This is a genomic window from Pseudomonas mandelii (assembly GCF_024138395.1).
Taxonomy (GTDB): domain Bacteria; phylum Pseudomonadota; class Gammaproteobacteria; order Pseudomonadales; family Pseudomonadaceae; genus Aquipseudomonas; species Aquipseudomonas mandelii_E.
Window position 1 is genome coordinate 406,092 of sequence record NZ_JAMYDU010000002.1, and the last position, 24,340, is coordinate 430,431.

The following is a 24,340-nucleotide window of genomic DNA, read 5'->3' on the forward strand; positions in this document are numbered from 1 at the left end:
TTCTTTTATGAACATGTCGCTCAGGTATAAATTCAGGGCGGTATGGGGAGGGTGGAGCCGGGTCGCAGGGCTGCGACCCGGTTTAGGTCAATCAGGCCAGGTAAACAATCAGCGAACCTGAACCACCACTTTCCCGACCGCCTTGCGCTGGCCAAGATCATTGATGGCCTGCGCCGCGTTGCTCAGTGGATACACCTGCGACACCAGCGGCTTCAACTTGCCTTCGGCAAACCAGCCAAACAGTTGCTGGAAGTTCGCCGCGTTGTCCTGCGGCTGGCGTTGGGCAAACGAGCCCCAGAATACGCCGACTACCGCGGCCCCTTTGAGCAGCGCCAGGTTCACTGGCAACTCGGGGATTCGTCCGCTGGCGAAACCGACTACCAAAAGACGGCCGTTCCAGGCGATGGCACGGATCGCCTGGTCGAACAGATCGCCGCCCACCGGATCGTAGATCACGTCGGCGCCCTGGCCGTCGGTCAAGCGTTTGATCTCGTCCTTGAGGCTGGTTTCGCTGTAGTTGATCAACTCATCGGCGCCGGCGGCCTTGGCCACCACGAGTTTTTCCTTGCTGCTGGCGGCGGCGATCACCCGGGCGCCCATGGCTTTGCCAATTTCCACGGCGGCCAGGCCGACGCCACCGGAAGCGCCGAGCACCAGCAAGGTTTCGCCGGGTTGCAAGTTGCCTCGTTGCTTGAGAGCGTGCATCGAAGTGCCGTAGGTCATGCTGAATGCGGCGGCGGTATTGAAATCCATCGATGGCGGGATCGGCAGCACGTTGTAGCCCGGCACCGCGACTTGCTCGGCAAAGCTGCCCCAGCCAGTCAGGGCTATGACCCGATCACCGATCTTGAGGTGGCTGACCTTTTCGCCCACTGCGCTAATCACTCCAGCCGCTTCGCCACCCGGTGAAAACGGGAAGGGCGGTTTGAACTGGTATTTGCCCTCAATGATCAGCGTGTCCGGGAAGTTCACCCCGGCGGCGTGCACGTCCAGCAGGATTTCATTCTTCTTCGCGACAGGACTGGCGACGTCTTCCAGCACCAGCGATTCGGCATGGCCGAAGGCTTTGCACAGCACGGCTTTCATCAGGGCTATTCCTTTGGGAGTGATGGCCGATAAGTGTAGGTGTGTGAGTCATTGGGTCAACGAGCATGCCCGACCCTGATAGTCAGCCATAAGCTTGTGCTTGAGCGGCGGGTCGTTATGCTTGGCCGCAAACCGGATAAGGAGCGAATTGTGAAAGCGTGGATCATGTTGATGCTGGCCCTGTCTCTGCCTGTAGCAGCGATGGCCGAAGAAGCCAAAGAAGGTGAAGCCCCGAAGGTCAACTACATCACCCTGAGCCCACCATTCGTGGGCAACTATGGGCTGGACGGCACGCAGAAGCTCAAGGTCTACAAGGCCGATGTGGCGTTGCGGGTGACCGGTGAAGAGGCGACCAAAGCGGTGAAGGCCAATGAGCCATTGATCCGTAATCAGCTGGTGGCGTTGTTTGCGCAGCAGACCACTGAGGCCATGAACAACGTCGAAGCCAAGGAGAAATTGCGTCAGGAAGCCTTGAAGCAGACTCAGCAAGTGATGAATGATGAAACCGGCAAGCCGGTGGTTGAGGATTTGTTGTTCAACAACCTGATCATTCAATAAGTCTTTTGCTGTCCGGGCGGGCCTCATCGCGGGCAAGCCCGCTCCCACAATGATCTCCAGTGAATGCAGCTTTTGCATCCATCCCAGATCCTTGATCTGACCCCAAAATTAGGATTGGTGTCCAACTTTTGGGGTGCAGATCACCTTGTGGGAGCGGGCTTGCCCGCGATGACATTCGAAGTAGCGCTGGAGTTTTACGGCTTGAGTGCAATCAGCGCCGCCCACTGCTCGACCGTCACCGGCATCACCGACAGTCGCGAGCCTTTCTGTACCAGTGGCATCTCGGCCAGTGCCGTTTGCTGCTTCAGATAATCCAGCTTCAGTACTTGGGGAAACGTTTCGACATGCGCAACATCGATCGCAGTCCAGGCGTTTTTCTCGGCAGTGGCCTTCGGATCGAAGTAATGACTCTCAGGCTCCAGCGCTGTCGGGTCCGGATACGCGGCCTCGACAATCTTGCCGATCCCGGCAATCCCCGGTTCCGGGCAGCTGGAGTGATAGAAGAAAAACTCATCACCCACTGCCATGGCTCGCAGGAAGTTGCGTGCCTGATAGTTGCGAACCCCGTCCCAGCGCGCTCGGCCTAGCTTTTCCAGGTCTTTGATCGAGAGTTCGTCGGGCTCGGATTTCATCAGCCAATAGGCCATGGTTTTGCTCCTTGCGAGGTGAGTGGGCAGGTTGTCGGGCAATTTTATGACAAACCGACAGTCGGTTGACGCCAGCGTTTGCGTGTCGGTTCACGTTGTCGCAAAATGCCGGCCTTCTCAGCTTGACGCTGCTGCACGGCCTACACCTACAACGGAAACCGCTGCTGTCATCGTGTTGATGTGCCTTTGGGGGGCAATCGATGAAACGCAAACCGGATTTACTATGGATTTTGGTTATTTTGTTCGGCCTTGGCGTCGTGACCACCGGCTATGCCCAAAGCCTGTGGAACAACAAGCCCGATGCCCCGATCGAGATCGCGCAGCAACAGCCGTCGGCCTTCAAGCGCTGAACCTGTCTTTCGACGCCGCTGAAATCAGTGGCGTCTAGTCCGCGAAATACCACGCCTTGTCCGTGACCGTTCCCTGCAGCGGCACATCCCAGCTCGCCTGAGCCAATCGTTGAACCTTCTGACATTCATGGGCCAGGCCCAGTAGCGTCGGCTTGCGCCAGTCTTTGCGGCGCGCCAGGTACGCCAGGCTCCGGTCGTAGAAGCCACCGCCCATTCCCAGGCGTCCGCCAACATCGTCAAACCCCACCAGCGGCAACAACACCAGGTCCAGCGCCCAGACTTTGCGTTGTCGGGCGATGTTGTGCCGAGGTTCGGGGATGCGAAAACGATTAGGTTTGAGCTTTTCGCCGGGATGAATCCGCTGGAACACCATTTTGGTTCGCGGCCAGGCACTGAGCACCGGCAGATAAATCGCCTTGCCCCGACGTTGCGCGGCACGCATTAGCAGGCGCGGATCGATTTCACCGTCGTTGGGCAGGTACAAAGAGATGTGTTTTGCGCGGCGGAACAGCGGGTGTTGGGCCAATTGCTTATACAGCCCGCGAGCGGCCTCGCGCTGCTGACTGGGGGTCAGTGCGCGGCGGGCCTTGCGCAGCATGCGTCGAAGTTGCGGGCGGGGCAGCAGCGCAGGTTCGGTCATGGATTCAGGCTTCGGAGGTGCGAGTATTAAAGCGTACCCGTAAAAAAGCCGATGCCGGTATTTAAACCGGCATCGGACTGGAATCAGGCTCCCCGGATGGACCGCTGTCGACTTAGCCCTTGAACCCGAAAGTTCAAGGTGGAAGATGCAGTAGGCTTTAAGGCTTTCCGTCTAGCGGACATGCACACCAGCCCAACGTGCAACCTCCAGGGTAGTGCGAATCGGCTCAGGGACGTCGTCAACTGGCAAGCACCCCAGGGAGTGATGCGAGTATACCCCAAGCGGTCACGCGAATCAGCCCTTGGTGACATCCGGATCGGTTGCCAGTACCAGATCGACACGGTCCAGCAGGTCGCGAACCTGCTCACGGGTCGAGCCGCTGGCCTGCACATCCGGGCGTTCTTCCTTGTGCAGAAGATCGTGCGTAATGTTCAGCGCGGCCATCACGGCGATGCGGTCGGCACCGATGACTTTGCCGCTGCTGCGGATTTCGCGCATCTTGCCGTCCAGGTAACGGGCAGCGCTCACCAGGTTGCTGCGCTCTTCCTGGGGGCAGATGATCGAATATTCTTTGTCGAGGATCTGCACGGTAACGCTATTGCTTGAACTCATGAGTCTTGCTCCAGGGCCTTGAGGCGCGAAATCATCGATTCGACCTTACGCCGGGCGATTTCATTTTTTTCAATGAGGTGCGCGCGTTCCTCGCGCCAGCTCTTTTCCTGAGCTAATAGGAGTCCGTTCTGACTCTTTAGTTGCTCGACTCGAGTAATTAGCAGTTCGAGTCTGGCCATCAGCGCTTGCAGGTCGGTGTCTTCCATTGTGTCCACTGGTTGTGTCTGATGCGTGATAGCTGGCGGACAGCCTTTAATAGTCTTGGCGAGTCTGTCGATGTAGGATACAAGGCCTTCATTCTAGACATAGCGCCGTCTGGCGCCTAGCTGCCCATGCCCATTCAGAATTCTCCGTACCAAGCCTTTGCCACCCTGCTGAGCACCAGCGGCCATCCCGTCTCGCCTGCCGAACTGCATGGCCTGTTGCTCGGCCGCAGTTGCGCCGGTGCCGGCTTCGAAGCCGACAGCTGGTTGGCCGACGCCGCCGAGCTGCTCGAAGGCGAGCCACAAGACAACGTTCGCAACGCCTTGATCGGCCTGCAAGAGATGGTCAAGGGCGAGCTTACCAGCGACGACATGACCGTTGTTCTGCTGCTGCCGACCGACGACGCGCCGCTCACCGAGCGCGCCGCTGCACTGGGCCAGTGGTGCCAGGGCTTTCTTACCGGCTTCGGTCTGACCCGTCGCGAATACGCCTTGAGCACTGAAGCCGCCGAAGTGCTGCAGGATCTGGCCGCCATCGCCCAGGTGCAAGACGCGCTGGAAGAGTCCGACGACGGCGAAAGCGACTACATGGAAGTCATGGAGTACCTGCGCGTCGCTCCGTTGCTGCTGTTCACCGAAACCAAGAAAACCGACGAAGCGGCTGCCAAACCGTCGTTGCACTAATCGCGTGCCAGGGAAAGCCATCTGCCCATGATTCATATCCCGAAATCGGAATACAGCCGTCGCCGCAAGGCGTTGATGGCGCAGATGGAACCCAACAGCATCGCCATCCTGCCCGCCGCCGCCGTGGCCATCCGCAACCGCGATGTCGAGCACGTCTACCGTCAGGACAGCGACTTCCAGTACCTCAGCGGTTTCCCCGAGCCTCAAGCCGTCATCGTTTTGATGCCCGGCCGTGAGCATGGCGAATATGTGCTGTTTTGCCGGGAACGTAATGCCGAACGGGAATTGTGGGACGGCCTGCGCGCCGGCCAGGAAGGCGCGATCCGCGACTTCGGCGCCGACGACGCTTTCCCCATCACCGACATCGACGACATCCTGCCGGGCCTGATCGAAGGCCGCGACCGGGTGTATTCGGCCATGGGCAGCAACCCGGAATTCGATCGACACCTGATGGACTGGATCAACGTGATCCGCTCTAAAGCGCACCTCGGCGCCCAGCCGCCGAACGAATTCGTTGCCCTGGATCATCTGCTTCACGACATGCGCCTGTATAAATCGGCGGCGGAAGTGAAGGTGATGCGCGAAGCCGCGCGGATTTCCGCTCAGGCACATATCCGTGCGATGCAGGCCAGCCGTGCCGGTTTGCATGAGTTCAGCCTCGAAGCCGAACTCGATTATGAGTTCCGCAAGGGCGGGGCGAAGATGCCGGCCTATGGCTCGATCGTCGCGGCGGGGCGCAACAGCTGCATCCTGCATTACCAGCAGAATGACGCGGTGCTCAAAGACGGCGATCTGGTGCTGATCGACGCCGGTTGCGAGATCGACTGCTACGCCAGCGACATCACCCGCACCTGGCCGGTCAACGGCAAGTATTCACCGGAGCAGAAGGCGATCTACGAGTTGGTGCTGGCTTCCCAGGAAGCAGCGTTTGCCGAAATCGCGCCGAACAAACACTGGAATCAGGCACACGAAGCTACGGTCCGAGTGATTACCACCGGTCTGGTGCAGTTGGGCCTGTTGCAGGGTGACGTCGACGAGTTGATCGCCAGCGAAGCCTATAAAGCGTTTTACATGCACCGCGCCGGCCACTGGCTCGGTATGGATGTGCATGATGTCGGCGAATATAAGGTCGGCGGCGAATGGCGCGTGCTGGAAGTCGGCATGGCGCTGACGGTCGAGCCGGGCATCTACATCGCTGCGAACAATCAGAACGTGGCGAAAAAATGGCGCGGCATTGGCGTACGCATCGAGGACGACGTGGTGGTCACCAAAACCGGTTGTGAAATCCTGACTAACGGCGTGCCGAAAACGGTCGCTGAAATCGAGGCCTTGATGGCCGCTGCACGGACACAAGCGGCATGAGTCGAGTCAATCTGGCAATTATCGGCGGTGGCCTGGTCGGCGCCAGTCTGGCGTTGGCGTTGCAGGCCGGGGCCAAGGCCCGTGGCTGGAAGATCGTGCTGATCGAACCGTTTGCCCCCGGCCACACCTACCAGCCGAGCTATGACGCCCGTTCTTCGGCGCTGTCGTTCGGCGCCCGGCAGATTTATCAACGGTTGGGCGTGTGGCAGGAAATCTCCCGCCGCGCCGAGCCGATCAAGCAGATTCATGTCTCTGACCGTGGGCGTTTTTCCACCGCGCGGCTGTCGGCGATGGAAGAGGGCGTTCCGGCGCTGGGTTATGTGGTGGAAAACGCCTGGCTCGGCCAATGCCTCTGGCAAGGTCTGGACAACGAAGTGGTCAGTTGGCGGTGCCCGGCGGAAGTCATCGGCATGGAGCCCCTGGCCGACGGCTATCGCCTGACCCTCGACGATGAAACCCTGCTGGAATGCGACCTCGCGGTGCTGGCCGATGGCGGGCGTTCGGGATTGCGTGAGCAATTGGGGATCGGCATCAAAACACGCCCGTACAACCAGAGCGCGCTGATCGCCAACATTACCCCCAGCGAATCCCACAACGGCATGGCCTTCGAGCGCTTCACCGACGATGGTCCGATGGCTTTGCTGCCGTTGCCGGACAATCGCTGCGCCTTGGTCTGGACCCGTCTGGGTATGGACGCGCAACGGCTGGCAGCCCTGGATGACCGCAGCTTTCTCGCCGAGTTGCAGGGCATCTTCGGTTATCGCCTCGGCACGCTGAAGCAGGTCGGCGTACGGCATTTGTATCCGCTGTCGCTGATCGAAGCCGAGGAACAAGTCCGCCCGCATCTGGCGATTCTCGGCAACGCTGCTCATAGCCTGCATCCGATCGCCGGGCAGGGTTTCAACCTGTCGTTGCGTGACGCCCAGGCGCTGGCCGACAGTTTATTGGGCAGCGAGACATCGCCCGGTGATTTCGCCACGTTGCAGGCCTATCGCGAGCGTCAGCGTCTGGATCAGAGCCTGACCGTGGGTTTTTCCGATCAGGTCACCCGGTTATTCGGCAGCACTCAGCCGCTGGTTTCCCTGGGCCGCAACATCGGCCTGCTCGGCCTCGATCTGCTGCCGCCCGCCAAACGCTGGTTCGCCCGACAGGCCATGGGTTTGGGTACACGTCCCGATGTTTAAGAGGGCGCACCTGCAAGTCGATATTCATGATGGCGCGAGCACTTTGCTGACACGCGTCGAAAGAACCCTTTACCTGCGGCTCAAGCCGCAAGAGAGACAGGCTTAAAGCATGGAAATGCGCGCAGATCTGCTGATTGTCGGGGCCGGAATGGTCGGCAGCGCCCTGGCGCTGGCGCTACAAAACAGTGGGCTTGAAGTCCTGCTGCTGGACGGTAGCCCCCTGAGCGTCAAACCCTTTGATGCTCAAGCGCCGTTCGAACCACGAGTGAGCGCCTTATCGGCGGCCAGCCAGCGAATACTCGAACGCCTGGGCGTCTGGGATGGCATCGCTAGTCGACGCTGCAGTCCTTACACCGACATGCATGTATGGGACGGCAGTGGCACCGGGCAGATCCATTTTTCGGCGACCAGCGTGCATGCCGAAGTGCTCGGGCATATCGTCGAGAACCGCGTGGTTCAGGACGCTCTGCTCGATCGATTGCACGACTGCGATCTCGGGATGCTGGCCAATGCGCGTCTGGAGCAGATGCGCCGCTCCGGTGATGACTGGCTGCTGACCCTGGCCGATGGCCGTACCTTGCGGGCACCTTTGGTGATCGCGGCGGATGGCGCCAATTCGGCCGTTCGACGCCTGACCGGCGTTGCGACTCGCGAGTGGGATTACATGCACCACGCGATCGTTACCAGCGTGCGCAGCTCAAAACCCCATCGAATGACCGCGTGGCAGCGATTCACCGACAACGGCCCGCTGGCGTTTCTGCCGCTGGAGCGGGACGGTCAACAGGATTGGTGCTCGATCGTCTGGTCGACCACCCCGAGCGAAGCCGAACGCCTGATGGCGCTGGACGACGAAGGCTTCTGCAAGGAACTGGAACGGGCCTTCGAAGGTTGTCTCGGCACAGTGCTCAGCGCCGATCCGCGTTTGTGCGTGCCGCTGCGTCAGCGTCATGCCAAGCGGTATGTGGCTGAAGGCCTGGCGCTGATCGGCGATGCGGCCCACACCATCCATCCACTGGCCGGGCAGGGCGTGAACCTCGGTTTCCTCGATGCCGCGGTGTTGGCCGAAGTGCTGTTGCAAGCGGCCGCGCGTGGCGAGCGGTTGGCGGACGTGAAAGTGCTCAGTCGCTACGAACGCCGGCGCATGCCCCACAACCTGGCGTTGATGGCGGCGATGGAAGGGTTCGAGCGATTGTTCCAGGCCGATCCGTTGCCAGTGCGCTGGTTGCGTAATACCGGGTTGAAGATGGTCGATCAGATGCCCGAGGCCAAGGCGTTGTTCGTGCGAGAGGCGCTTGGGCTGATTGGGGATCTGCCGGCGTTGGCCAAAGCCTGAGATCTTCGCAGGGGCTGATGGCCTCTTCGCGGGCAAGCCTCGCTCCTACAGGTATTGAGTTAATCGCGACATTAGCGAACGACACAAAACCTGTAGGAGCGAGGCTTGCCCGCGAAGGCGTCGGCCCATCCACCACCAATCCCCGCTGCAACATCTGGTAACGCCTCAATCCACTGTTCGATTGAGAAGCGAAATGGGAGTCCTTATCATTTTCCCTTACTTCCCCATTCGAGAGACCGCTTCCATGTTGGCACCCAAGCGTCTACTGACTGCACTGGCCCTGACCCTGATTGGCAGTACAGCCGCCCAGGCCGCCGACGAGGTGGTGGTTTACTCCTCGCGTATCGATGAGCTGATCAAACCGGTCTTCGATGCCTACACCCAGAAAACCGGCGTGCAGGTGAAGTTCATCACCGACAAGGAAGCGCCACTGATGCAGCGGATCAAGGCCGAGGGCGAAAATGCCACCGCCGACCTGCTGCTGACCGTCGATGCCGGCAACCTCTGGCAGGCCGAGCAGATGGGCATCCTCCAGCCGTTCACTTCCAAGGTGATCGACGCCAACATCCCGCTGCAATATCGCGCTTCCTCCCATGCCTGGACCGGCCTGAGCCTGCGGGCGCGGACCATCGCCTACGCCACCGACCGGGTGAAACCGGGTGAGTTGACCACCTACGAGGCGCTGGCCGACAAGCAGTGGGAAGGTCGCCTGTGCCTGCGCACGGCGAAGAAGGTCTACAACCAGTCGCTGACCGCCACCATGATCGAAGTCCATGGCGCCGAGAAAACCGAGAAAATCCTCAAGGGATGGGTCAACAACCTGTCCACCGATGTGTTCTCCGATGACATTGCCGTGCTGGAGGCGATCAACGCTGGCCAGTGCGACGTCGGTATCGTCAACACTTACTACTACGGCCGCCTGCACAAACAGAAGCCAGACCTGCCGGTGAAGCTGTTCTGGCCGAATCAGGGCGACCGTGGTGTGCATGTCAACCTGTCGGGCATCGGCCTGACCAAGCATGCACCGCACCCGGAAGCCGCCAAGGCGCTGGTGGAGTGGATGACCACGCCTGAAGCGCAGAAGATTTTCGCTGACGTGAACCAGGAATTCCCGGCCAACCCTGCCGTTCAGCCTTCAGCTGAAGTCGCGAGCTGGGGCAAGTTTGTGGCTGATACCTTGCCGGTGGAAATCGCTGGCAAGCGGCAGGCCGAAGCGATCCGGATGATGGATCGGGCTGGCTGGAACTGAGTCTGCTGTTTTAAAGATCAAAAGATCGCAGCCTTCGGCAGCTCCTACAGGGTGAACACCATCCCAACGTAGGAGCTGCCGAAGGCTGCGATCTTTTTGCTATTTGCATACACTTGCGGATTTACTCCCAGAGAGCTTTTCCTTGGCCCACCCTGCCCAACGCCGCTGGTATCCCCTGGTCTTCGCCATTGCTGCGCTGGTCCTGCTGCCCCTGAGCGTCTTGCTTCTTTCCTGGCAAACCATCGATCAGCAGATCTGGTCCCACCTGTGGGATACCCAGATGCCGCGACTGCTGGGCAATACCCTCACGCTGGTACTCGGCGTCGGTTTCGGCGTAACGCTACTGGGTGTCAGCCTGGCCTGGCTCACCAGCCTCTGCGAATTTCCCGGGCGACGCTGGCTGGACTGGGCGCTGATGCTGCCCTTTGCGATTCCTGCTTACGTGCTGGCCTTCGTCTTCGTCGGCCTGCTGGATTTTGCCGGCCCCGTGCAAACCTTGCTGCGTGAATGGTTTGGCAGTGGTTTGCGGCTGCCGCGAGTGCGCTCCACCGGCGGTGTGATTCTGGTGCTGGTGCTGGTTTTCTACCCGTATGTTTACCTGTTGGCGCGCAGCGCATTTCTGGCTCAGGGCAAAGGCTTGATGGAAGCGGCGCGAGTCCTTGGGCAATCCCCGTGGCAAGCGTTCTGGCGGGTGGCGTTGCCTATGGCACGTCCGGCCATCGGTGCGGGAGTGGCGTTGGCGCTGATGGAAACCCTGGCGGATTTCGGTGCGGTGTCGGTGTTCAACTTCGATACATTCACCACCGCCATCTACAAAACCTGGTACGGCTTCTTCAGTCTCTCCACCGCAGCGCAACTGGCCAGCCTGTTGCTGTTGGTGGTGATGGTCGTGCTGTATGGCGAGCGCCGTGCCCGCGGGGCCAACCGGGCGAGCAACGAACGACCGCGGGTCAAGGCGCTGTATCACCTGCGCGGGGTCAAGGCGCTCGCGGCGATGAGTTGGTGTGGTCTGGTATTCGCCTGCGCCTTCGTCATTCCCGTGCTGCAACTGATGGTGTGGTTCTGGCAACGCGGGCGCTTCGATCTGGATGAGCGTTATGCCGGATTGATCGTCCATACCCTGTACCTGGGTGGTATGGCGGCATTGATCACCGTCAGCGTTGCGCTGGTGCTGGCCTTTGCCCGTCGATTGGCACCGACCCGGGCGATCCGTTCCGGCATCAGCCTGGCCAACCTCGGCTACGCCTTGCCGGGCTCAGTGCTGGCGGTGTCGATCATGCTGGCGTTCAGTTATCTGGATCGCGAACTGGTGATCCCGCTGTCAGGCTGGCTTGGTGGCGCGGGCAAACCGTTACTACTGGGCAGTCTGTCGGCGTTGTTGCTGGCCTATCTGGTGCGATTCATCGCCGTGGCTTACGGACCGCTTGAAAGCAGCCTGGCGCGAATACGGCCCTCTTTGCCCGAAGCGGCACGTAGCCTTGGCGTCAGTGGGCCACGACTGTTTTTCAAAGTGTATCTGCCGCTACTGCTGCCGGGCACGTTGAGCGCTGGGTTGCTGGTGTTCGTCGATGTGCTCAAGGAAATGCCCGCGACCCTGCTGATGCGCCCATTCGGCTGGGACACGCTGGCGGTGCGGATCTTTGAAATGACCAGCGAGGGCGAGTGGGCGAGGGCCTCGTTGCCGGCACTGACCCTGGTGTTGGTCGGGCTGTTACCGGTCATCGGATTGATCCGACGTTCGGCGCATCGAAACACGTAGGTGTCAGTCCTACACCTTGCGGCTACAATGCGCGGCATTCGGTGCGGTCCGTCTTTCAGACCGAGTCGCTGAAATCGGCTGAAAGCCTTTTATTTCAAGGCATTTCACCCCGTGCAGCGCCTGCCCGCACCTTCGCCACGCCCGGAAGGAGAAACCCATGGGACAGCGTACGCCTCTGTATGACCTTCATCTCGCCCTCGGCGCGAAGATGGTCGATTTTGGCGGTTGGGATATGCCTCTGCATTACGGCTCGCAAGTCGAGGAACACCATCAGGTGCGCCGCGATTGCGGGGTTTTCGATGTATCCCACATGACCGTGATCGATGTTGACGGCCCCCAGGCCAAGGCCTGGCTTCAATATTTACTGGCCAATGACGTCGCTCGTCTGCACAGCCCCGGCCGTGCCTTGTACAGCGCCATGCTCAACGAGCATGGCGGCATCGTCGACGACATGATCGTCTACCGTATCGAGGACGGTTATCGCCTGGTGGTCAACGCCTCCACCCGCAATCAGGACCTGGCCTGGATGCAGGCTCATCTCGGCGACTTCGATGTGCGGCTCAACGAGCGCTCCGAACTGGCGATGCTGGCCATTCAAGGGCCTCACGCCCGGCACAAGATTGCCGAACTGGTGACTCAGTCCCGCGGCACGCTGATTCAGCAACTCAAATATTTCGAAGGTCAGACTGACGGCGACTGGTTCATCGCGCGCACCGGTTACACCGGCGAGGATGGTCTGGAAATCGTGCTGCCGGCCGATCAGGCACCGGGCTTCTTCAACGATCTGGTGGGCGCGGGCATTTCCCCGATCGGCCTCGGCGCCCGCGACACCTTGCGGGTCGAAGCCGGCATGAACCTCTACGGGCAGGACATTCATCAAGAAGTTTCGCCATTGGCCTCCAACATGGCCTGGAGCATCGCCTGGGAACCGGCCACGCGTCAGTTCATCGGCCGCACTGCCCTGGAAGCGGAAAAGGCCAACGGCGTGCAGCACAAACTGGTGGGCCTGGTCCTTGAAGAACGTGGGGTTTTACGGGCGCATCAGGTGGTTCGCATCGCCGATGTTGGCGAAGGGGAGATCACCAGTGGTAGTTTCTCTCCTACGCTTAGCAAGTCGATAGCACTGGCGCGTGTGCCGGTGGCCACCGCCGACCGCGCTGAAGTGGAAATCCGTGGCAAGTGGTACCCGGTTCGAGTGGTCAAACCGACCTTCGTACGCCACGGCAAAACCTTGATCTAACTTATTCTGGCGGGCAATGACCGCTGACATTTTTCTTGAGGACACAGAACATGAGCGAAATCCCTGTCGACCTGCGTTTTGCCGAAAGTCACGAATGGGCCCGTCTAGACCATGATGGCGGCGTGAAAGTGGGTATTTCAGACCATGCTCAGGAAGCCTTGGGTGATGTAGTGTTCGTCGAGCTGCCGGAAATCGGCAAAGTGTTCGCGGCCGGTGAGGCTGCCGGTGTAGTCGAGTCGGTCAAGGCTGCATCGGATATCTACTCGCCAGTCTCCGGCACAGTCATTGCTGTTAACGAAGAATTGGCCAACAACCCGGAACTGGTCAACAGCGCGCCTTATGACAGCTGGTTCTTCAAGCTCGAGCCAAGCGATACCTCTGAACTGAACAACCTGCTCGACCCGGTAGCCTATAAGGCTGCTATCGGCGAGTAATGCTCGCCCCGTAGGAGCTGCCGAAGGCTGCGATCTTTTGATCTTGTTTTTTAGAATCAAGATCAAAGGATCGCAGCCTTCGGCAGCTCCTACATCGTTTACATACGACTCCTTCTTCAAGGCACTGCGACATCGACTGCTATGCTGGTTTGACCGCATTGCATCGACGCCGAGCGCCAGTCAAGAGAGAGCCCGTCATGTCCCAGTTGCCGTCCTTGAGCCAGTTACGCGACCCCAATACCTTCCTGCGCCGCCATCTGGGCCCCGATGCCGCCGAGCAGCAGGCGATGCTCGACAGCCTTGGCCTCGGCAGCCGGGTCGAGTTGATCGAGCAGACGGTGCCGCCGGGAATCCGCCTCAACCGGCCACTGGACTTGCCGCCGGCCCTCGACGAGGAAGCCGCACTGGCCAAGTTGCGGGGCTACGCCGAGCAGAACCAGGTCTGGACCAGCCTGATCGGCATGGGATACCACGGCACCCTCACGCCGGCCGTCATTTTACGCAACGTGCTGGAAAATCCAGGTTGGTACACCGCCTATACGCCCTATCAACCAGAGATCGCCCAAGGCCGGCTCGAAGCGTTGCTGAATTTCCAGCAGCTGACCATCGACCTGACCGGCCTGGAACTGGCCAACGCCTCGCTGCTGGATGAAGCCACGGCGGCAGCTGAAGCCATGGCACTGGCCAAGCGCGTGGCCAAATCCAGAAGTAACCTGTTTTTCGTCGATGAGAATTGCCACTCGCAGACCATTTCCGTGGTGCGGACCCGGGCCGAAGGGTTCGGTTTCGAGCTGATCGTCGACGCTGTGGATAACTTGAAACAGCACCAGGTGTTCGGCGCGCTGCTGCAATATCCCGACACCCACGGTGAAGTGCGCGATCTGCGTCCATTGATCGACCATCTGCATGCTCAACAAGCCCTGGCCTGTGTGGCGACCGATCTGCTAAGCCTGCTGTTGCTGACTCCGCCGGGGGAGTTGGGCGCCGATGTGGTGTTCGGTTCGTCCCAGCGATTCGGCGTGCCCATGGGTTACGGTGGCCCGCACGCGGCGTTTTTTGCCAGTCGCGACGAATACAAACGGGCGATTCCCGGGCGGATCATCGGTGTATCGAAAGATGCTCGCGGCAACGTCGCCCTGCGCATGGCCCTGCAAACCCGCGAGCAACATATCCGCCGAGAAAAGGCCAACTCGAACATCTGCACCGCCCAGGTGCTGCTGGCGAATATCGCCAGTTTCTACGCGGTCTACCACGGTCCGGAAGGACTCAAACGGATTGCCCAGCGCGTCCATCGGCTGACCTGCATCCTCGCTGCCGGCCTGGAACGTCACGGAATCACTCGTCTCAACCAGCATTTCTTCGACACCCTGACCCTGGAGGTCGGGGGCACTCAGACCGCAATCATCGAAAGTGCCCAAGCGGCGCAGATCAATTTGCGCATTCTCGGCCGTGGACAACTCGGCCTGAGCCTCGACGAAACTTGTGACGAAACCACCGTGGCGAAGCTGTTCGATGTGTTTCTCGGTGCCGATCATGGGCTCAACGTCGACGAACTGGATGCTGAAGCTCTGGAGTCCGGCATTCCTGCCGGGTTGCAGCGCAGTACGCCTTATCTTCGTCATCCGGTGTTCAATGCCCATCACAGCGAAACCGAAATGCTGCGTTACCTCAAGCAGCTGGAAAACAAGGACCTGGCGCTCAATCAATCGATGATTCCGCTGGGCTCCTGCACCATGAAGCTCAATGCCACCAGCGAGATGATTCCCATCACCTGGCCGCAGTTCGCCAATGTGCACCCATTCGTGCCGAAAGAGCAGGTGGTGGGTTATTCCTTGATGATCGAGGAGCTGGAACGCTGGCTCTGCGCGATCACCGGTTTCGATGCGATCTGCATGCAACCCAACTCGGGCGCTCAGGGCGAGTACGCGGGGTTGCTGGCGATTCGCAAATATCACGAGAGCCGCCATCAGGGCGCGCGGGATATCTGCCTGATTCCGTCTTCGGCCCACGGCACCAACCCGGCTTCGGCGCAAATGGCCGGGATGCGGGTGGTGATCGTCGAGTGCGACGAGGGGGGTAATGTCGATCTGAATGATCTGAAGGAAAAGGCCACGGAGGCGGGGGACAAACTCGCCTGCCTGATGGCGACCTATCCTTCGACTCATGGGGTCTACGAGGAAGGTATCAGCGAGATCTGTGAAGTTATCCACAGCCACGGCGGTCAGGTGTACATGGATGGCGCCAACCTCAATGCGCAGGTTGGATTGGCACGGCCGGCAGACATCGGTGCCGACGTGTCGCACATGAACCTGCACAAAACCTTCTGCATTCCCCACGGCGGTGGCGGACCGGGGATGGGCCCGATTGGCGTTCGGGCGCATCTGGCACCGTTCGTCGCCAATCACCCGGTAGTGCCAATCGATGGCCCGCTGCCGGAGAACGGCGCGGTGAGCGCGGCCCCTTGGGGCAGTGCGAGCATTCTGCCCATCAGCTGGATGTACATCGCCATGATGGGGCCGCAACTGGCGGATGCGAGCGAGGTGGCGATCCTGGCCGCAAATTACCTGGCGCAGCATTTGGCTGGTGCGTTTCCGGTGCTCTACACCGGGCGCAACGAGCGAGTGGCCCACGAATGCATTCTCGACTTGCGACCCCTCAAGGCGCAGACCGGGATCAGTGAAGAGGACGTTGCCAAGCGCCTGATAGACTACGGTTTCCATGCGCCGACCATGTCATTCCCGGTGCCGGGGACGTTGATGGTCGAACCGACCGAGAGTGAGTCGAAAGCGGAGCTGGACCGTTTTATCGGCGCGATGCTGAGTATCCGCGCGGAAATCACCGAGGTGCAGAACGGCAACTGGCCGGCGGAGGACAACCCGCTGAAACGCTCCCCGCATACCTTGGCCGACATCACCGGGGTTTGGGAGCGCCCCTACAGCATCGAGCAGGCAGTGACGCCGGATGCTCACACCAAGGCCCACAAGTATTGGCCGGTGGTGAACCGGGTAGACAATGTCTATGGTGACCGCAATCTGTTTTGCGCGTGTGTGCCGGTGGACGAATACCGGTGACAGGGTAGCGCTGATCGTTCCCACGCTCTGCGTGGGAATGCATCCCGGGACGCTCCGCGTCCCAAGAGCGGACGCAGAGCGTCCATGGCGGCGCTACCACACGGAGTGTGGGAGCGATCATCAACAAGGTTTTGTGTCAGGCAAAAAAATGCCGCTCATGAGAGCGGCATTTTTTGTTCAGCAACGAACCTTATTTCGAGGCGACGGCATTCTTCGCCAGGATTGCGTTCGCCAATTCCATGTCCGTGGCTTGCAGACCTGGGTTGTCGGCGCGGACTTTCTGCATGGCGGCTTCCAGGTAAGGGCCTCGGATTGTGCCTTCACTGGCGACAAAGCTGCTGGCATCGTCCTGGGCGGCGACGACCAATTTGTGATCCTTGGAGGTCAGGTAGGACGTACCGGTGGTGGCACCGGAAGTAAGGACGTTACGCCAAAAGCTGTCATCAGCCATCGCCGAACCGACTGGAAGGGACAACACGGCGAGAGTAGCGACAGCAAGTTTGAGACGCATAAAAGGTGACTCCACTGGGTTTTAACTACGGCCTTTGATTACCGATAACCCAATCGAGTTCCGTGACGTTAGTCGGCTCGCTCCACCAGTAAAATCGCCCCTTGCTGCCCGACCACCCGAACACGGCTGCCGGATGCGCTGTCAGGTCCTCGGGCCATCCACACACCATCGGCGACCTTGATCTTGCCGCGGCCGTCGACAATTGCTTCGCTGACCACGAACACCTTGCCGATCAGCTCCTGCCCTCTCAGGTTCAGGTTCGGCTGATCGCTGGCCCGCACCGCGTTGCGCTGACGTCTCCACCAGTACAGTGCGGTGAGGATTGAAAAGACCGCAAACAGCAGCATTTGCAATTCCCAGGGCAAGCCCGGTATCACGAAAGTCAGCACGCCGACGGCGGCGGCTGCCATGCCGATCCACAGCAGATAACCGCCGGCCCCGAACACCTCGAGGATCAGCAGCAGCGTGCCCAGGGCCAACCAGCTCCAGAACGAAAACAGCTCCATGGGCACCGACCTCAGCCTTTCTTGCCGTCGAACGTGGCTTTGACGATTTCGCCAATGCCGCCGACTGCGCCGATCATCGAACTGGCTTCGAGCGGCATCAGGATCACTTTGCTGTTGTTGGCCGAGGCCAGTTTGCCCAAGGCATCGATGTACTTCTGTGCCACGAAGTAATTGACCGCCTGCACGTTACCGCCGGCGATGGCTTCGGACACCACTTTGGTGGCTTGGGCTTCGGCCTGGGCCTGACGCTCCCGGGCCTCGGCTTCGAGGAACGCCGCCTGACGGCTACCCTCGGCTTCCAGAATCTGTGCCTGCTTCTTGCCTTCGGCGGTGAGGATTGCCGAGGCGCGCAGGCCTTCGGCTTCGAGAATCTGTGCGCGTTTGATCCGCTCGGCTTTCATCTGGCCGGACATGGCGGCCATCAGGTCGGCGGGAGGGCTGATGTCCTTGATCTCGATCCGGGTGATCTTGATGCCCCACGGCGCCGTGGCTTCATCAACGGTGCGCAGCAGTTTTTCGTTGATGTTGTCGCGCTGGCTGAGCATCGCGTCCAGCTCCATGGAGCCGAGCACGGTACGGATATTGGTTTGCAGCAGATTGCGGATGGCGTGTTCGAGGTTGTTCACCTCATAGGCGGCCTGGGCGGTGTTGACCACCTGGAAGAAGCATACGGCGTCGATTTGCACGGTGGCGTTGTCGGCGGTGATGACTTCCTGAGGCGGGATGTCCAGCACGCTTTCCATCACGTTGATCTTGCGACCGATGCGGTCCATCACCGGAATGATGATGTTCAAGCCAGGTTTGAGAGTGTTGGTGTAACGGCCGAAACGTTCGACCGTCCATTCAAAACCCTGAGGCACCACCTTGAAACCCATGAAAAGAATGGCCACAGCCAGCGCGACGAAAAGAATCAGTGCAATACCCATAACGGTCCCTGTCCATCTGGTGGAGTTGCGATGGCCAGAGTGTAGGGCAAAAGGCTTGCATGCGACTTGGATGGATTGTATCCGAGCGCAATCTGTAGCAGCTGGCGAAGCCTGCGTTCGGCTGCGCAGCAGTCGTAAAAACGGAAACTGCGGTACGTCAGGTAGACCGCGTCAGCCGGATTGACGACTGCTTCGCAGCCGAACGCAGGCTTCGCCAGCTGCTACAACAAGTCGTGGCACTAGATATTGCTGTCTACTTCTGCTCACTCTGCGGCGTCACTCGCAACACCTCTTCGATCGTGGTCAAACCCGCCGCCACTTTCTGTGCCCCCGACAAGCGCAAACTGCGCATGCCTTCCTTGAAGGCCTGTCGCCGGACCGCCAGCAAATCGGTATCGGGGTTGATCAGCGCTTTAATGCCGTCAGTCAGTTGCATGATTTCGTAGACTCCGGCGCGGCCGCGATAGCCGGTTTCGCGGCATTCCAGGCAACCGATGGCGCGTTGTGCGTTGCCTGGCATTGGCGCTTGCCAAGGCCGGGTCAGGGTCTGCCAGTCGTCCTCGCCCAAGGTCAGCGGTGCCTTGCAATGCGGGCATAGCGTTCGGACCAGACGCTGAGCCATGACCCCGAGCACCGTGGCCTTGATCAGGTAATGCGGCACGCCGAGTTCCAGCAGGCGGCTGATCGCGCTCGGGGCGTCGTTGGTGTGTAACGTCGATAACACCAAGTGGCCAGTGAGTGCCGCCTGAATCGCCATCTCGGCGGTTTCGAGGTCGCGGATCTCGCCGATCATGATGATGTCCGGGTCTTGCCGCATCAGCGCACGCACGCCGGCGGCGAAGGTCAGGTCGATGTTGTGCTGGACCTGCATCTGATTGAACGCCGGTTCGACCATTTCGATCGGGTCTTCGATGGTGCAGAGGTTGACCTCCGGCGTCGCCAGTTTCTTCAGGGTGGTGTACAGCGTGGTGGTCTTGCCCGAACCGGTCGGCCCGGTCACCAGAATGATGCCATTGGGTTGGCGAGTCATGTCCTGCCAGCGACGCAGGTCATCGGCGGAAAACCCCAGCTGATCGAAGTCCTTGAGCAGCACTTCCGGGTCGAAGATCCGCATGACCATCTTCTCGCCGAACGCCGTCGGTAATGTCGACAGCCGCAACTCGACTTCGCCACCATCCGGGGTTTTGGTTTTGACCCGGCCGTCCTGGGGTTTGCGCTTTTCCGCGACGTTCATTCGCCCCAGGCTTTTCAGGCGGCTGACGATGGCCATGGTCACCTGCGGCGGGAATTGATAGACGTTGTGCAGCACGCCGTCGATGCGAAAACGCACCGTGCCTTGCTCGCGTCGGGGTTCGATGTGGATATCGCTGGCCCGTTGCTGGAACGCGTACTGGAACAGCCAATCGACGATGTTGACGATGTGCGCATCGTTGGCGTCCGGCTCCTGGTCGCTGGCGCCGAGGTTGAGCAACTGTTCGAAGTTGCCCAGGGTGCTTATTTGCTGATCAGCGTTGGTGGCGCCGGTGACCGACTTGGCCAGGCGGAAAAACTCCACGCTGAAGCGCTGGATGTCCACCGGGTTGGCCACCACGCGCTTGATTGGCAGCTTCAACACGTGGGTCAGGTCGGCTTCCCAACTGCTGACGAAGGGCTGGGCGCTGGCCACTGTGACGGCGTCACGGTCGATGGACACCGCCAGAATCTTGTGGCGTTGGGCGAAGGCATAAGACATTAGCGGCGTGATGGCCGCGACGTTGATTTTCAGCGGGTCGATGCGCAAGTAAGGCTGACCGGCCTGTTGGGACAGCCACAGCGTCAGGCTTTCCAGATCGAGGTGTTTGCCGGGGCGGCTGAGGTCGTCCAGGTGTTGGCTGGCGATGAATTCCAGCGGGTGCTGCTGACCATTAATGGCGTGACGGCGGCGGGCGTTGAGTGCGTGTTCGGCCGAATCCTGGCTGATAAAGCCTTGGGCGACCAGTTCACGTAGCAAATCATTGAGGTCCAGCCAGCGGTCCTGAGTGGCGAGTTGAACGGACATGCGGGCTCCTTATGAACAACCGTTCGCAAAGGATAGTCGCGCACCCGTAGACCGTTGGGCCACTACCGGACCAAGTCGTGTCGGGTTTTTTCAAGGTTCATTTAACCAGCGGCCTGAGCCGGCTCTTCCCACGCAGAATCGGCCGCTTGCAGGTTCACCGAGCAGACGCTGATCAGGTTACGTAATTTTTCCGCGATCACTTGAGCACGGTGCCAACTGAGGCCGTCCATGACGATGTCGACCGACAGCAGATCGTCCATGCGCTGCACGTTCACCTGCTGCGGCGTCAGAAACTGCAGCGCGAACAGATTGAGCGCGCGGCACAGCAGATCCGGCTCGGCCTCAGCCAGTAATTGATAGTGGACGCGGCAGTGGGCGTTGCTGACGTTCCAGACATCGGCACGGGCGAGCGGGGTGTTCACGGCTTCTAAATGCGGCATGGTCGGTCTCCAAAATCACTGGAGGAATTTTTACATTCGGTGCCGGGCATTTCTTATCTATGATTGGGCTTATTGATCATTTATCGAATCGATCAATTCGATTCAGTACCCACTACAGGTTTTTCTATGCACAGCGAGCTGGATGGCTACGACCGCAAGATTCTCGCGTTGCTGCAAGAGGACGCTTCGCTCTCCAGTGCGCAGATCGCCGAACAGGTAGGGCTCTCGCAGTCGCCGTGCTGGCGGCGGATACAGCGGATGAAGGAAGAGGGGATCATTCGCGGTCAGGTGACGTTGCTGGACCGGAAGAAAATCGGCCTTAACACGCAGATATTCGCCGAGATCAAACTCAATGCCCACGGACGTTCGAACTTCACTGAGTTCACCGAGGCGATTCGCGGTTTTCCCGAAGTGCTGGAGTGTTATGTGCTGATGGGGTCGGTGGATTTCTTGCTGCGGATCGTCACGGCGGACATCGAGGCTTATGAGCGTTTCTTCTTCGAGAAGCTGTCGATGGTGCCGGGGATTCAGGAGGTCAATTCGATCGTGGCGTTGTCGGAAATCAAATCCACGACGAGTTTGCCGGTGTTGCGGGGGTAGAGATTTTCAGTGTTTTTGCGGGCCTCTTCGCGGGCAAGCCTCGCTCCTACAGGATTTGGGTCGAATCCAATTGGGCGGTCGACCAAATCCTGTAGGAGCGAGGCTTGCCCGCGATGGCGGTCTTACATACGCAGGAGCATCTTCCAGGCGCGATTCTGATACACCGCAATCGCTTGATGCTTACGCGCATCCAGCGATTCATCGGTGATCGGCTCGTTGGCCAGTTGCGTCAGTTTGTTCAGCTCACCGTACAGGCGATCCATTTCCGGGATCTCCAGTACGCCGCGGGCATGGTGCAGCCAGACCTGGATGCGCTCGATACGCGGCAGCTGCTCGGCCAAGTCTTCCGGCTGTTGCTGGTAACGCTGCAATTGCAGCGAATTGGCTTCTTCGCCCAGCATGCGCGGCAGCCAGCTGCCCAGTTGCGCGGCGCCCTGGCGATTGCCGCGGGTGTTGCGATCGGCGGCCCAGGTGCGGGCCAGCAACCAGCGCGAGGTGTTCAGTGAGAACAGACCCCAGCGCACGTCTTCCAATTCTTCGAGGAATTGCTCCGGCGCGGCTTTGCGCACGTCTTCGTCGTCCAGGCCGGCTTGTACCAGCGGGCGCCAGTCTTCCAGCAGGGCATCCAGAGAGACCCGCAGATCGTGAGTCGACTGACGCGGTGCGGCCTGACCGAGGCTGCTGATCAGCGCGCGCATTTCCATCAGGCTCTCGACCCAGTCTTGCAACAGACGCCAGTGACCATTGAAGCGATATTGCTCGGCCAGCCGCTGGCTGCTGCTCAGCAAGTGCCAGCTCAGCGTGGCGAACGCGTCATCCAGCGGCGTTTCGGCGCTGATCTGTGGGGTCTGCAGCCTCAACGAATAGCTATGGGCGTCGTATAGACGATAGCCACGCTCGGCTTTGCTGATGTCGCATGGCATCAGGGCCAGGGTTTCGGCCAGTTCGGCGGCCAGTTCCAGCAGAGCAGCCGGTTCGCCTTCGCGCAGTTCCAGTTCCAGCTCGCAGATTTCTTCTTTCTGCTTGCCGACGATGACGTGGCCCAGGTCCAGCGCGGCTTCGATGACCACTTTGGTCTTGCCGCGGCCCCAGGCGATTTCCGCGCGTTCGCGCACGAAATCAGTGGTAAAGATGGCTTTCAGGGTTTTCTTGTCCAGTTCAGCCAGCGCTTCGGGCCAGCATTCGCCGTCGAGCTTCTTCACATCGAGTTTGGCTTTGGGCAGAGGCCAGTTGTATTCATTCCGCTCGGACAGACCGGCGACGCTCTGGCCACGGGTCTTGAGGGTCTGAATCACTTCTTCGCCATCGCGGCGCAGGCGCAGGGCAACCTTGGCGCGGGCCAGGTCGCGCTCAGGCGTGTCGAAGTACTGGTTCATCAACTCACGGCGTTCCCAGCCACTTTTGTTGCGTTTTTTCAGTAACGGGTGCTCGCGCAGGGCGGCGAGGGTCTCGCGGCTGACGCGGAGTTTGATTTCGGTTTCTTTCTGCATGGCCGGAAAATCCAGGATCGGGAGCGCAGCCGGGGGAATGTGTGGCTGCCAAGGTCGTGCAGTGTACAGGACTCAAGGGGTGTAGGGTCTGTTGACACTGGGTGAGGGCCGTGGCGGTTTATTCCTGTCGCCGGATGGTTCTATGATGGACTTCAATTCGGGAGTTGGGAGTCAGCGATGCCTTTGCCGTCCATGAAAGATCAGTTCGCTGCGCTGATCGCCGCGCCGTCCGTCAGCTGTACCCAACCCAGCCTGGATCAAACCAATCGGCCGGTCATCGACTTGTTGGCGACATGGCTCGGGGAACTGGGTTTTGCCTGCGATATCCAGCAGGTCAGCCCCGGCAAATTCAATCTGCTGGCCAGTTTTGGTTCCGGCCCCGGCGGCCTGGTGCTGGCCGGTCACAGCGATACGGTGCCGTTCGACGAGGCGTTGTGGCAGACCGACCCGTTGAAACTGACGGAAGTGGACGGTCGCTGGGTAGGCTTGGGCAGTTGCGACATGAAGGGCTTTTTCGCCCTGGCCATCGAAGCCGTCAAACCCTTGCTCGACCAACCGTTCAAGCAACCCTTGCTGATCCTCGCCACCTGCGATGAAGAAAGCTCGATGTCTGGCGCTCGCGCCCTGGCCGAAGCCGGGCGGCCATTAGGTCGCGCGGCGGTGATCGGCGAGCCGACCGGGCTGAAGCCAGTCCGGATGCACAAAGGCATCATGATGGAACGCATCGACATCCTCGGTCAGAGCGGCCATTCCTCGGACCCGCGCCTGGGCCACAGCGCCCTCGAAGCCATGCATGACGCCATGGGCGAATTGCGCGGCTTGCGCCTGGCGTGGCAGCGTGAATTCCGTAACCCGCAGTTCAGTGTGCCGCAGCCGACCTTGAACTTCGGCTGCATCCATGGAGGCGACAATCCCAACCGCATCTGCGGTCAATGCTCGCTGGAGTTCGACTTGCGTCCGTTGCCGGGCATGGACCCCAAAGCCCTGCGCGCGGCGATTCTGCAGAAGCTCAACCCGATTGCCGAACGGCATAAGGTGAAGATCGATTACGCGCCGCTGTTCCCCGAAGTGCCGCCGTTCGAGCAGGCCGAGGACTCGGAATTGGTGAGGGTCGCTGAAAAGCTCACCGGCCATCGCGCCGAAGCAGTGGCGTTCGGCACGGAAGCGCCTTATCTTCAGCGTCTTGGTTGTGAAACGTTGGTATTGGGACCGGGCGACATCGCCTGCGCCCACCAACCGGGGGAATACCTCGAAATGTCACGTTTGCAGCCTACCGTGCATCTATTGCGACAATTGATTGAACATTACTGCCTGACGCCGGCCAAAACAGCGATGCCGTAGGAGCTGCCGAAGGCTGCGCTCTTTTGATCTTGTTTTTAACATTCAAGGATCAAAAGATCGCAGCCTTCGGCAGCTC

At 60.1% G+C, this 24,340-nt stretch carries 24 protein-coding genes, 1 other RNA gene and 1 pseudogene; 14 read left to right on the plus strand and 12 right to left on the minus strand.

The annotated features are described in order from the left end of the window. Positions 1–108 precede the first annotated feature (108 nt). Positions 109–1,086 (minus strand): NADPH:quinone oxidoreductase family protein, encoded by a 978-nt coding sequence (locus NHU87_RS05230; RefSeq protein ID WP_253546281.1) that lies wholly within the window; start codon positions 1,084–1,086, stop codon positions 109–111. 150 nt (positions 1,087–1,236) lie between these two features. On the opposite strand from NHU87_RS05230, the gene NHU87_RS05235 reads away from it, so the two are divergent. After that, entirely contained in the window at positions 1,237–1,644 is a 408-nt protein-coding gene (locus NHU87_RS05235) for a flagellar basal body-associated protein FliL (RefSeq protein ID WP_253546284.1), read from the plus strand. 194 nt (positions 1,645–1,838) lie between these two features. On the opposite strand, the gene NHU87_RS05240 is transcribed toward NHU87_RS05235, so the two are convergent. After that, entirely contained in the window at positions 1,839–2,291 is a 453-nt protein-coding gene (locus tag NHU87_RS05240; protein WP_253546286.1) for an EVE domain-containing protein, read from the minus strand. Positions 2,292–2,491: 200 nt separating this feature from the next. Between NHU87_RS05240 and NHU87_RS05245 the strand changes: the two genes are divergently transcribed. Further along, positions 2,492–2,641 carry a hypothetical protein gene (locus NHU87_RS05245; protein ID WP_088500339.1) on the plus strand — a complete coding sequence of 50 codons (150 nt, stop codon included), beginning with the start codon at positions 2,492–2,494 and terminating at the stop codon, positions 2,639–2,641. A gap of 34 nt (positions 2,642–2,675) precedes the next feature. Here the strand turns inward: NHU87_RS05245 and NHU87_RS05250 are convergent, their stop codons facing one another. The 4 genes from NHU87_RS05250 to NHU87_RS05265 all read right to left on the minus strand — a co-directional run bounded on the left by NHU87_RS05250 (position 2,676) and on the right by NHU87_RS05265 (position 4,099). Beyond that, positions 2,676–3,281 carry a 5-formyltetrahydrofolate cyclo-ligase gene (locus tag NHU87_RS05250; protein WP_253546288.1) on the minus strand — a complete coding sequence of 202 codons (606 nt, stop codon included), beginning with the start codon at positions 3,279–3,281 and terminating at the stop codon, positions 2,676–2,678. Between the two features lie 85 nt (positions 3,282–3,366). Continuing rightward, positions 3,367–3,545: non-coding RNA, 6S RNA (gene ssrS, locus NHU87_RS05255), on the minus strand. Positions 3,546–3,575: 30 nt separating this feature from the next. After that, on the minus strand, positions 3,576–3,893 hold the full coding sequence (locus tag NHU87_RS05260; protein WP_007942435.1) for a cell division protein ZapA: 318 nt from the start codon (positions 3,891–3,893) through the stop codon (positions 3,576–3,578). After that, complete coding sequence (locus tag NHU87_RS05265; RefSeq protein ID WP_007899405.1) at positions 3,890–4,099, minus strand: TIGR02449 family protein; 210 nt, start codon at positions 4,097–4,099, stop codon at positions 3,890–3,892. Before NHU87_RS05265 ends, NHU87_RS05260 begins: the two co-directional genes overlap by 4 nt. 126 nt (positions 4,100–4,225) lie before the next feature. On the opposite strand from NHU87_RS05265, the gene NHU87_RS05270 reads away from it, so the two are divergent. The 10 genes and pseudogenes from NHU87_RS05270 (at position 4,226) to gcvP (ending at position 16,412) form a co-directional block, all read left to right on the plus strand. Then, on the plus strand, positions 4,226–4,780 hold the full coding sequence (locus NHU87_RS05270) for a YecA family protein (protein ID WP_253546290.1): 555 nt from the start codon (positions 4,226–4,228) through the stop codon (positions 4,778–4,780). A 27-nt stretch (positions 4,781–4,807) separates the two neighbouring features. After that, the gene (gene pepP, locus NHU87_RS05275) at positions 4,808–6,142 is read left to right on the plus strand and encodes a Xaa-Pro aminopeptidase (RefSeq protein ID WP_253546292.1); all 1,335 of its coding nucleotides are present in this window, start codon (positions 4,808–4,810) and stop codon (positions 6,140–6,142) included. Beyond that, positions 6,139–7,326, plus strand: coding sequence for a 2-octaprenyl-6-methoxyphenyl hydroxylase (ubiH, locus tag NHU87_RS05280; protein ID WP_253546294.1), 1,188 nt, complete (start codon positions 6,139–6,141; stop codon positions 7,324–7,326). Before pepP ends, ubiH begins: the two co-directional genes overlap by 4 nt. A 10-nt stretch (positions 7,327–7,336) precedes the next feature. Next, a pseudogene (locus NHU87_RS05285) lies at positions 7,337–7,432 on the plus strand (tetrameric acyl-CoA thioesterase); the annotation flags it as partial. A gap of 9 nt (positions 7,433–7,441) precedes the next feature. Beyond that, positions 7,442–8,659 (plus strand): 2-octaprenyl-3-methyl-6-methoxy-1,4-benzoquinol hydroxylase, encoded by a 1,218-nt coding sequence (locus tag NHU87_RS05290; protein ID WP_253546641.1) that lies wholly within the window; start codon positions 7,442–7,444, stop codon positions 8,657–8,659. Positions 8,660–8,903: 244 nt separating this feature from the next. Beyond that, positions 8,904–9,908, plus strand: a complete 1,005-nt coding sequence (locus NHU87_RS05295) for an extracellular solute-binding protein (RefSeq protein WP_253546296.1) — start codon at positions 8,904–8,906, stop codon at positions 9,906–9,908. A gap of 142 nt (positions 9,909–10,050) precedes the next feature. Beyond that, positions 10,051–11,667 (plus strand): ABC transporter permease, encoded by a 1,617-nt coding sequence (locus tag NHU87_RS05300; protein WP_253546298.1) that lies wholly within the window; start codon positions 10,051–10,053, stop codon positions 11,665–11,667. Between the two features lie 157 nt (positions 11,668–11,824). Further along, positions 11,825–12,907: a glycine cleavage system aminomethyltransferase GcvT gene (gene gcvT / locus NHU87_RS05305; RefSeq protein ID WP_253546300.1), complete on the plus strand. Its 1,083-nt coding sequence runs from the start codon at positions 11,825–11,827 to the stop codon at positions 12,905–12,907. Positions 12,908–12,957: 50 nt separating this feature from the next. Further along, positions 12,958–13,341: a glycine cleavage system protein GcvH gene (gene gcvH / locus NHU87_RS05310; RefSeq protein WP_038980852.1), complete on the plus strand. Its 384-nt coding sequence runs from the start codon at positions 12,958–12,960 to the stop codon at positions 13,339–13,341. Between the two features lie 197 nt (positions 13,342–13,538). Beyond that, complete coding sequence (gene gcvP / locus NHU87_RS05315; protein ID WP_253546302.1) at positions 13,539–16,412, plus strand: aminomethyl-transferring glycine dehydrogenase; 2,874 nt, start codon at positions 13,539–13,541, stop codon at positions 16,410–16,412. Positions 16,413–16,602: 190 nt separating this feature from the next. On the opposite strand, the gene NHU87_RS05320 is transcribed toward gcvP, so the two are convergent. The 5 genes from NHU87_RS05320 to NHU87_RS05340 all read right to left on the minus strand — a co-directional run bounded on the left by NHU87_RS05320 (position 16,603) and on the right by NHU87_RS05340 (position 20,833). Continuing rightward, on the minus strand, positions 16,603–16,923 hold the full coding sequence (locus tag NHU87_RS05320; RefSeq protein ID WP_253546304.1) for a DUF2388 domain-containing protein: 321 nt from the start codon (positions 16,921–16,923) through the stop codon (positions 16,603–16,605). Between the two features lie 68 nt (positions 16,924–16,991). After that, positions 16,992–17,429 (minus strand): NfeD family protein, encoded by a 438-nt coding sequence (locus tag NHU87_RS05325; protein WP_253546306.1) that lies wholly within the window; start codon positions 17,427–17,429, stop codon positions 16,992–16,994. 11 nt (positions 17,430–17,440) lie between these two features. Further along, positions 17,441–18,355, minus strand: coding sequence for an SPFH domain-containing protein (locus NHU87_RS05330; protein WP_123720291.1), 915 nt, complete (start codon positions 18,353–18,355; stop codon positions 17,441–17,443). A gap of 253 nt (positions 18,356–18,608) precedes the next feature. Next, entirely contained in the window at positions 18,609–20,393 is a 1,785-nt protein-coding gene (locus NHU87_RS05335; RefSeq protein ID WP_253546308.1) for a GspE/PulE family protein, read from the minus strand. Between the two features lie 101 nt (positions 20,394–20,494). Continuing rightward, on the minus strand, positions 20,495–20,833 hold the full coding sequence (locus tag NHU87_RS05340; protein ID WP_253546310.1) for a hypothetical protein: 339 nt from the start codon (positions 20,831–20,833) through the stop codon (positions 20,495–20,497). Positions 20,834–20,959: 126 nt separating this feature from the next. Here NHU87_RS05340 and NHU87_RS05345 point away from each other — a divergent pair, with 126 nt between their 5' ends. Further along, entirely contained in the window at positions 20,960–21,433 is a 474-nt protein-coding gene (locus NHU87_RS05345) for an Lrp/AsnC family transcriptional regulator (protein WP_008012567.1), read from the plus strand. Between the two features lie 122 nt (positions 21,434–21,555). Here the strand turns inward: NHU87_RS05345 and NHU87_RS05350 are convergent, their stop codons facing one another. Continuing rightward, positions 21,556–22,923, minus strand: a complete 1,368-nt coding sequence (locus NHU87_RS05350; protein ID WP_253546311.1) for a CYTH domain-containing protein — start codon at positions 22,921–22,923, stop codon at positions 21,556–21,558. 177 nt (positions 22,924–23,100) lie between these two features. Here NHU87_RS05350 and argE point away from each other — a divergent pair, with 177 nt between their 5' ends. Beyond that, positions 23,101–24,264, plus strand: coding sequence for an acetylornithine deacetylase (argE, locus tag NHU87_RS05355; RefSeq protein ID WP_253546313.1), 1,164 nt, complete (start codon positions 23,101–23,103; stop codon positions 24,262–24,264). Positions 24,265–24,340: the final 76 nt, after the last annotated feature.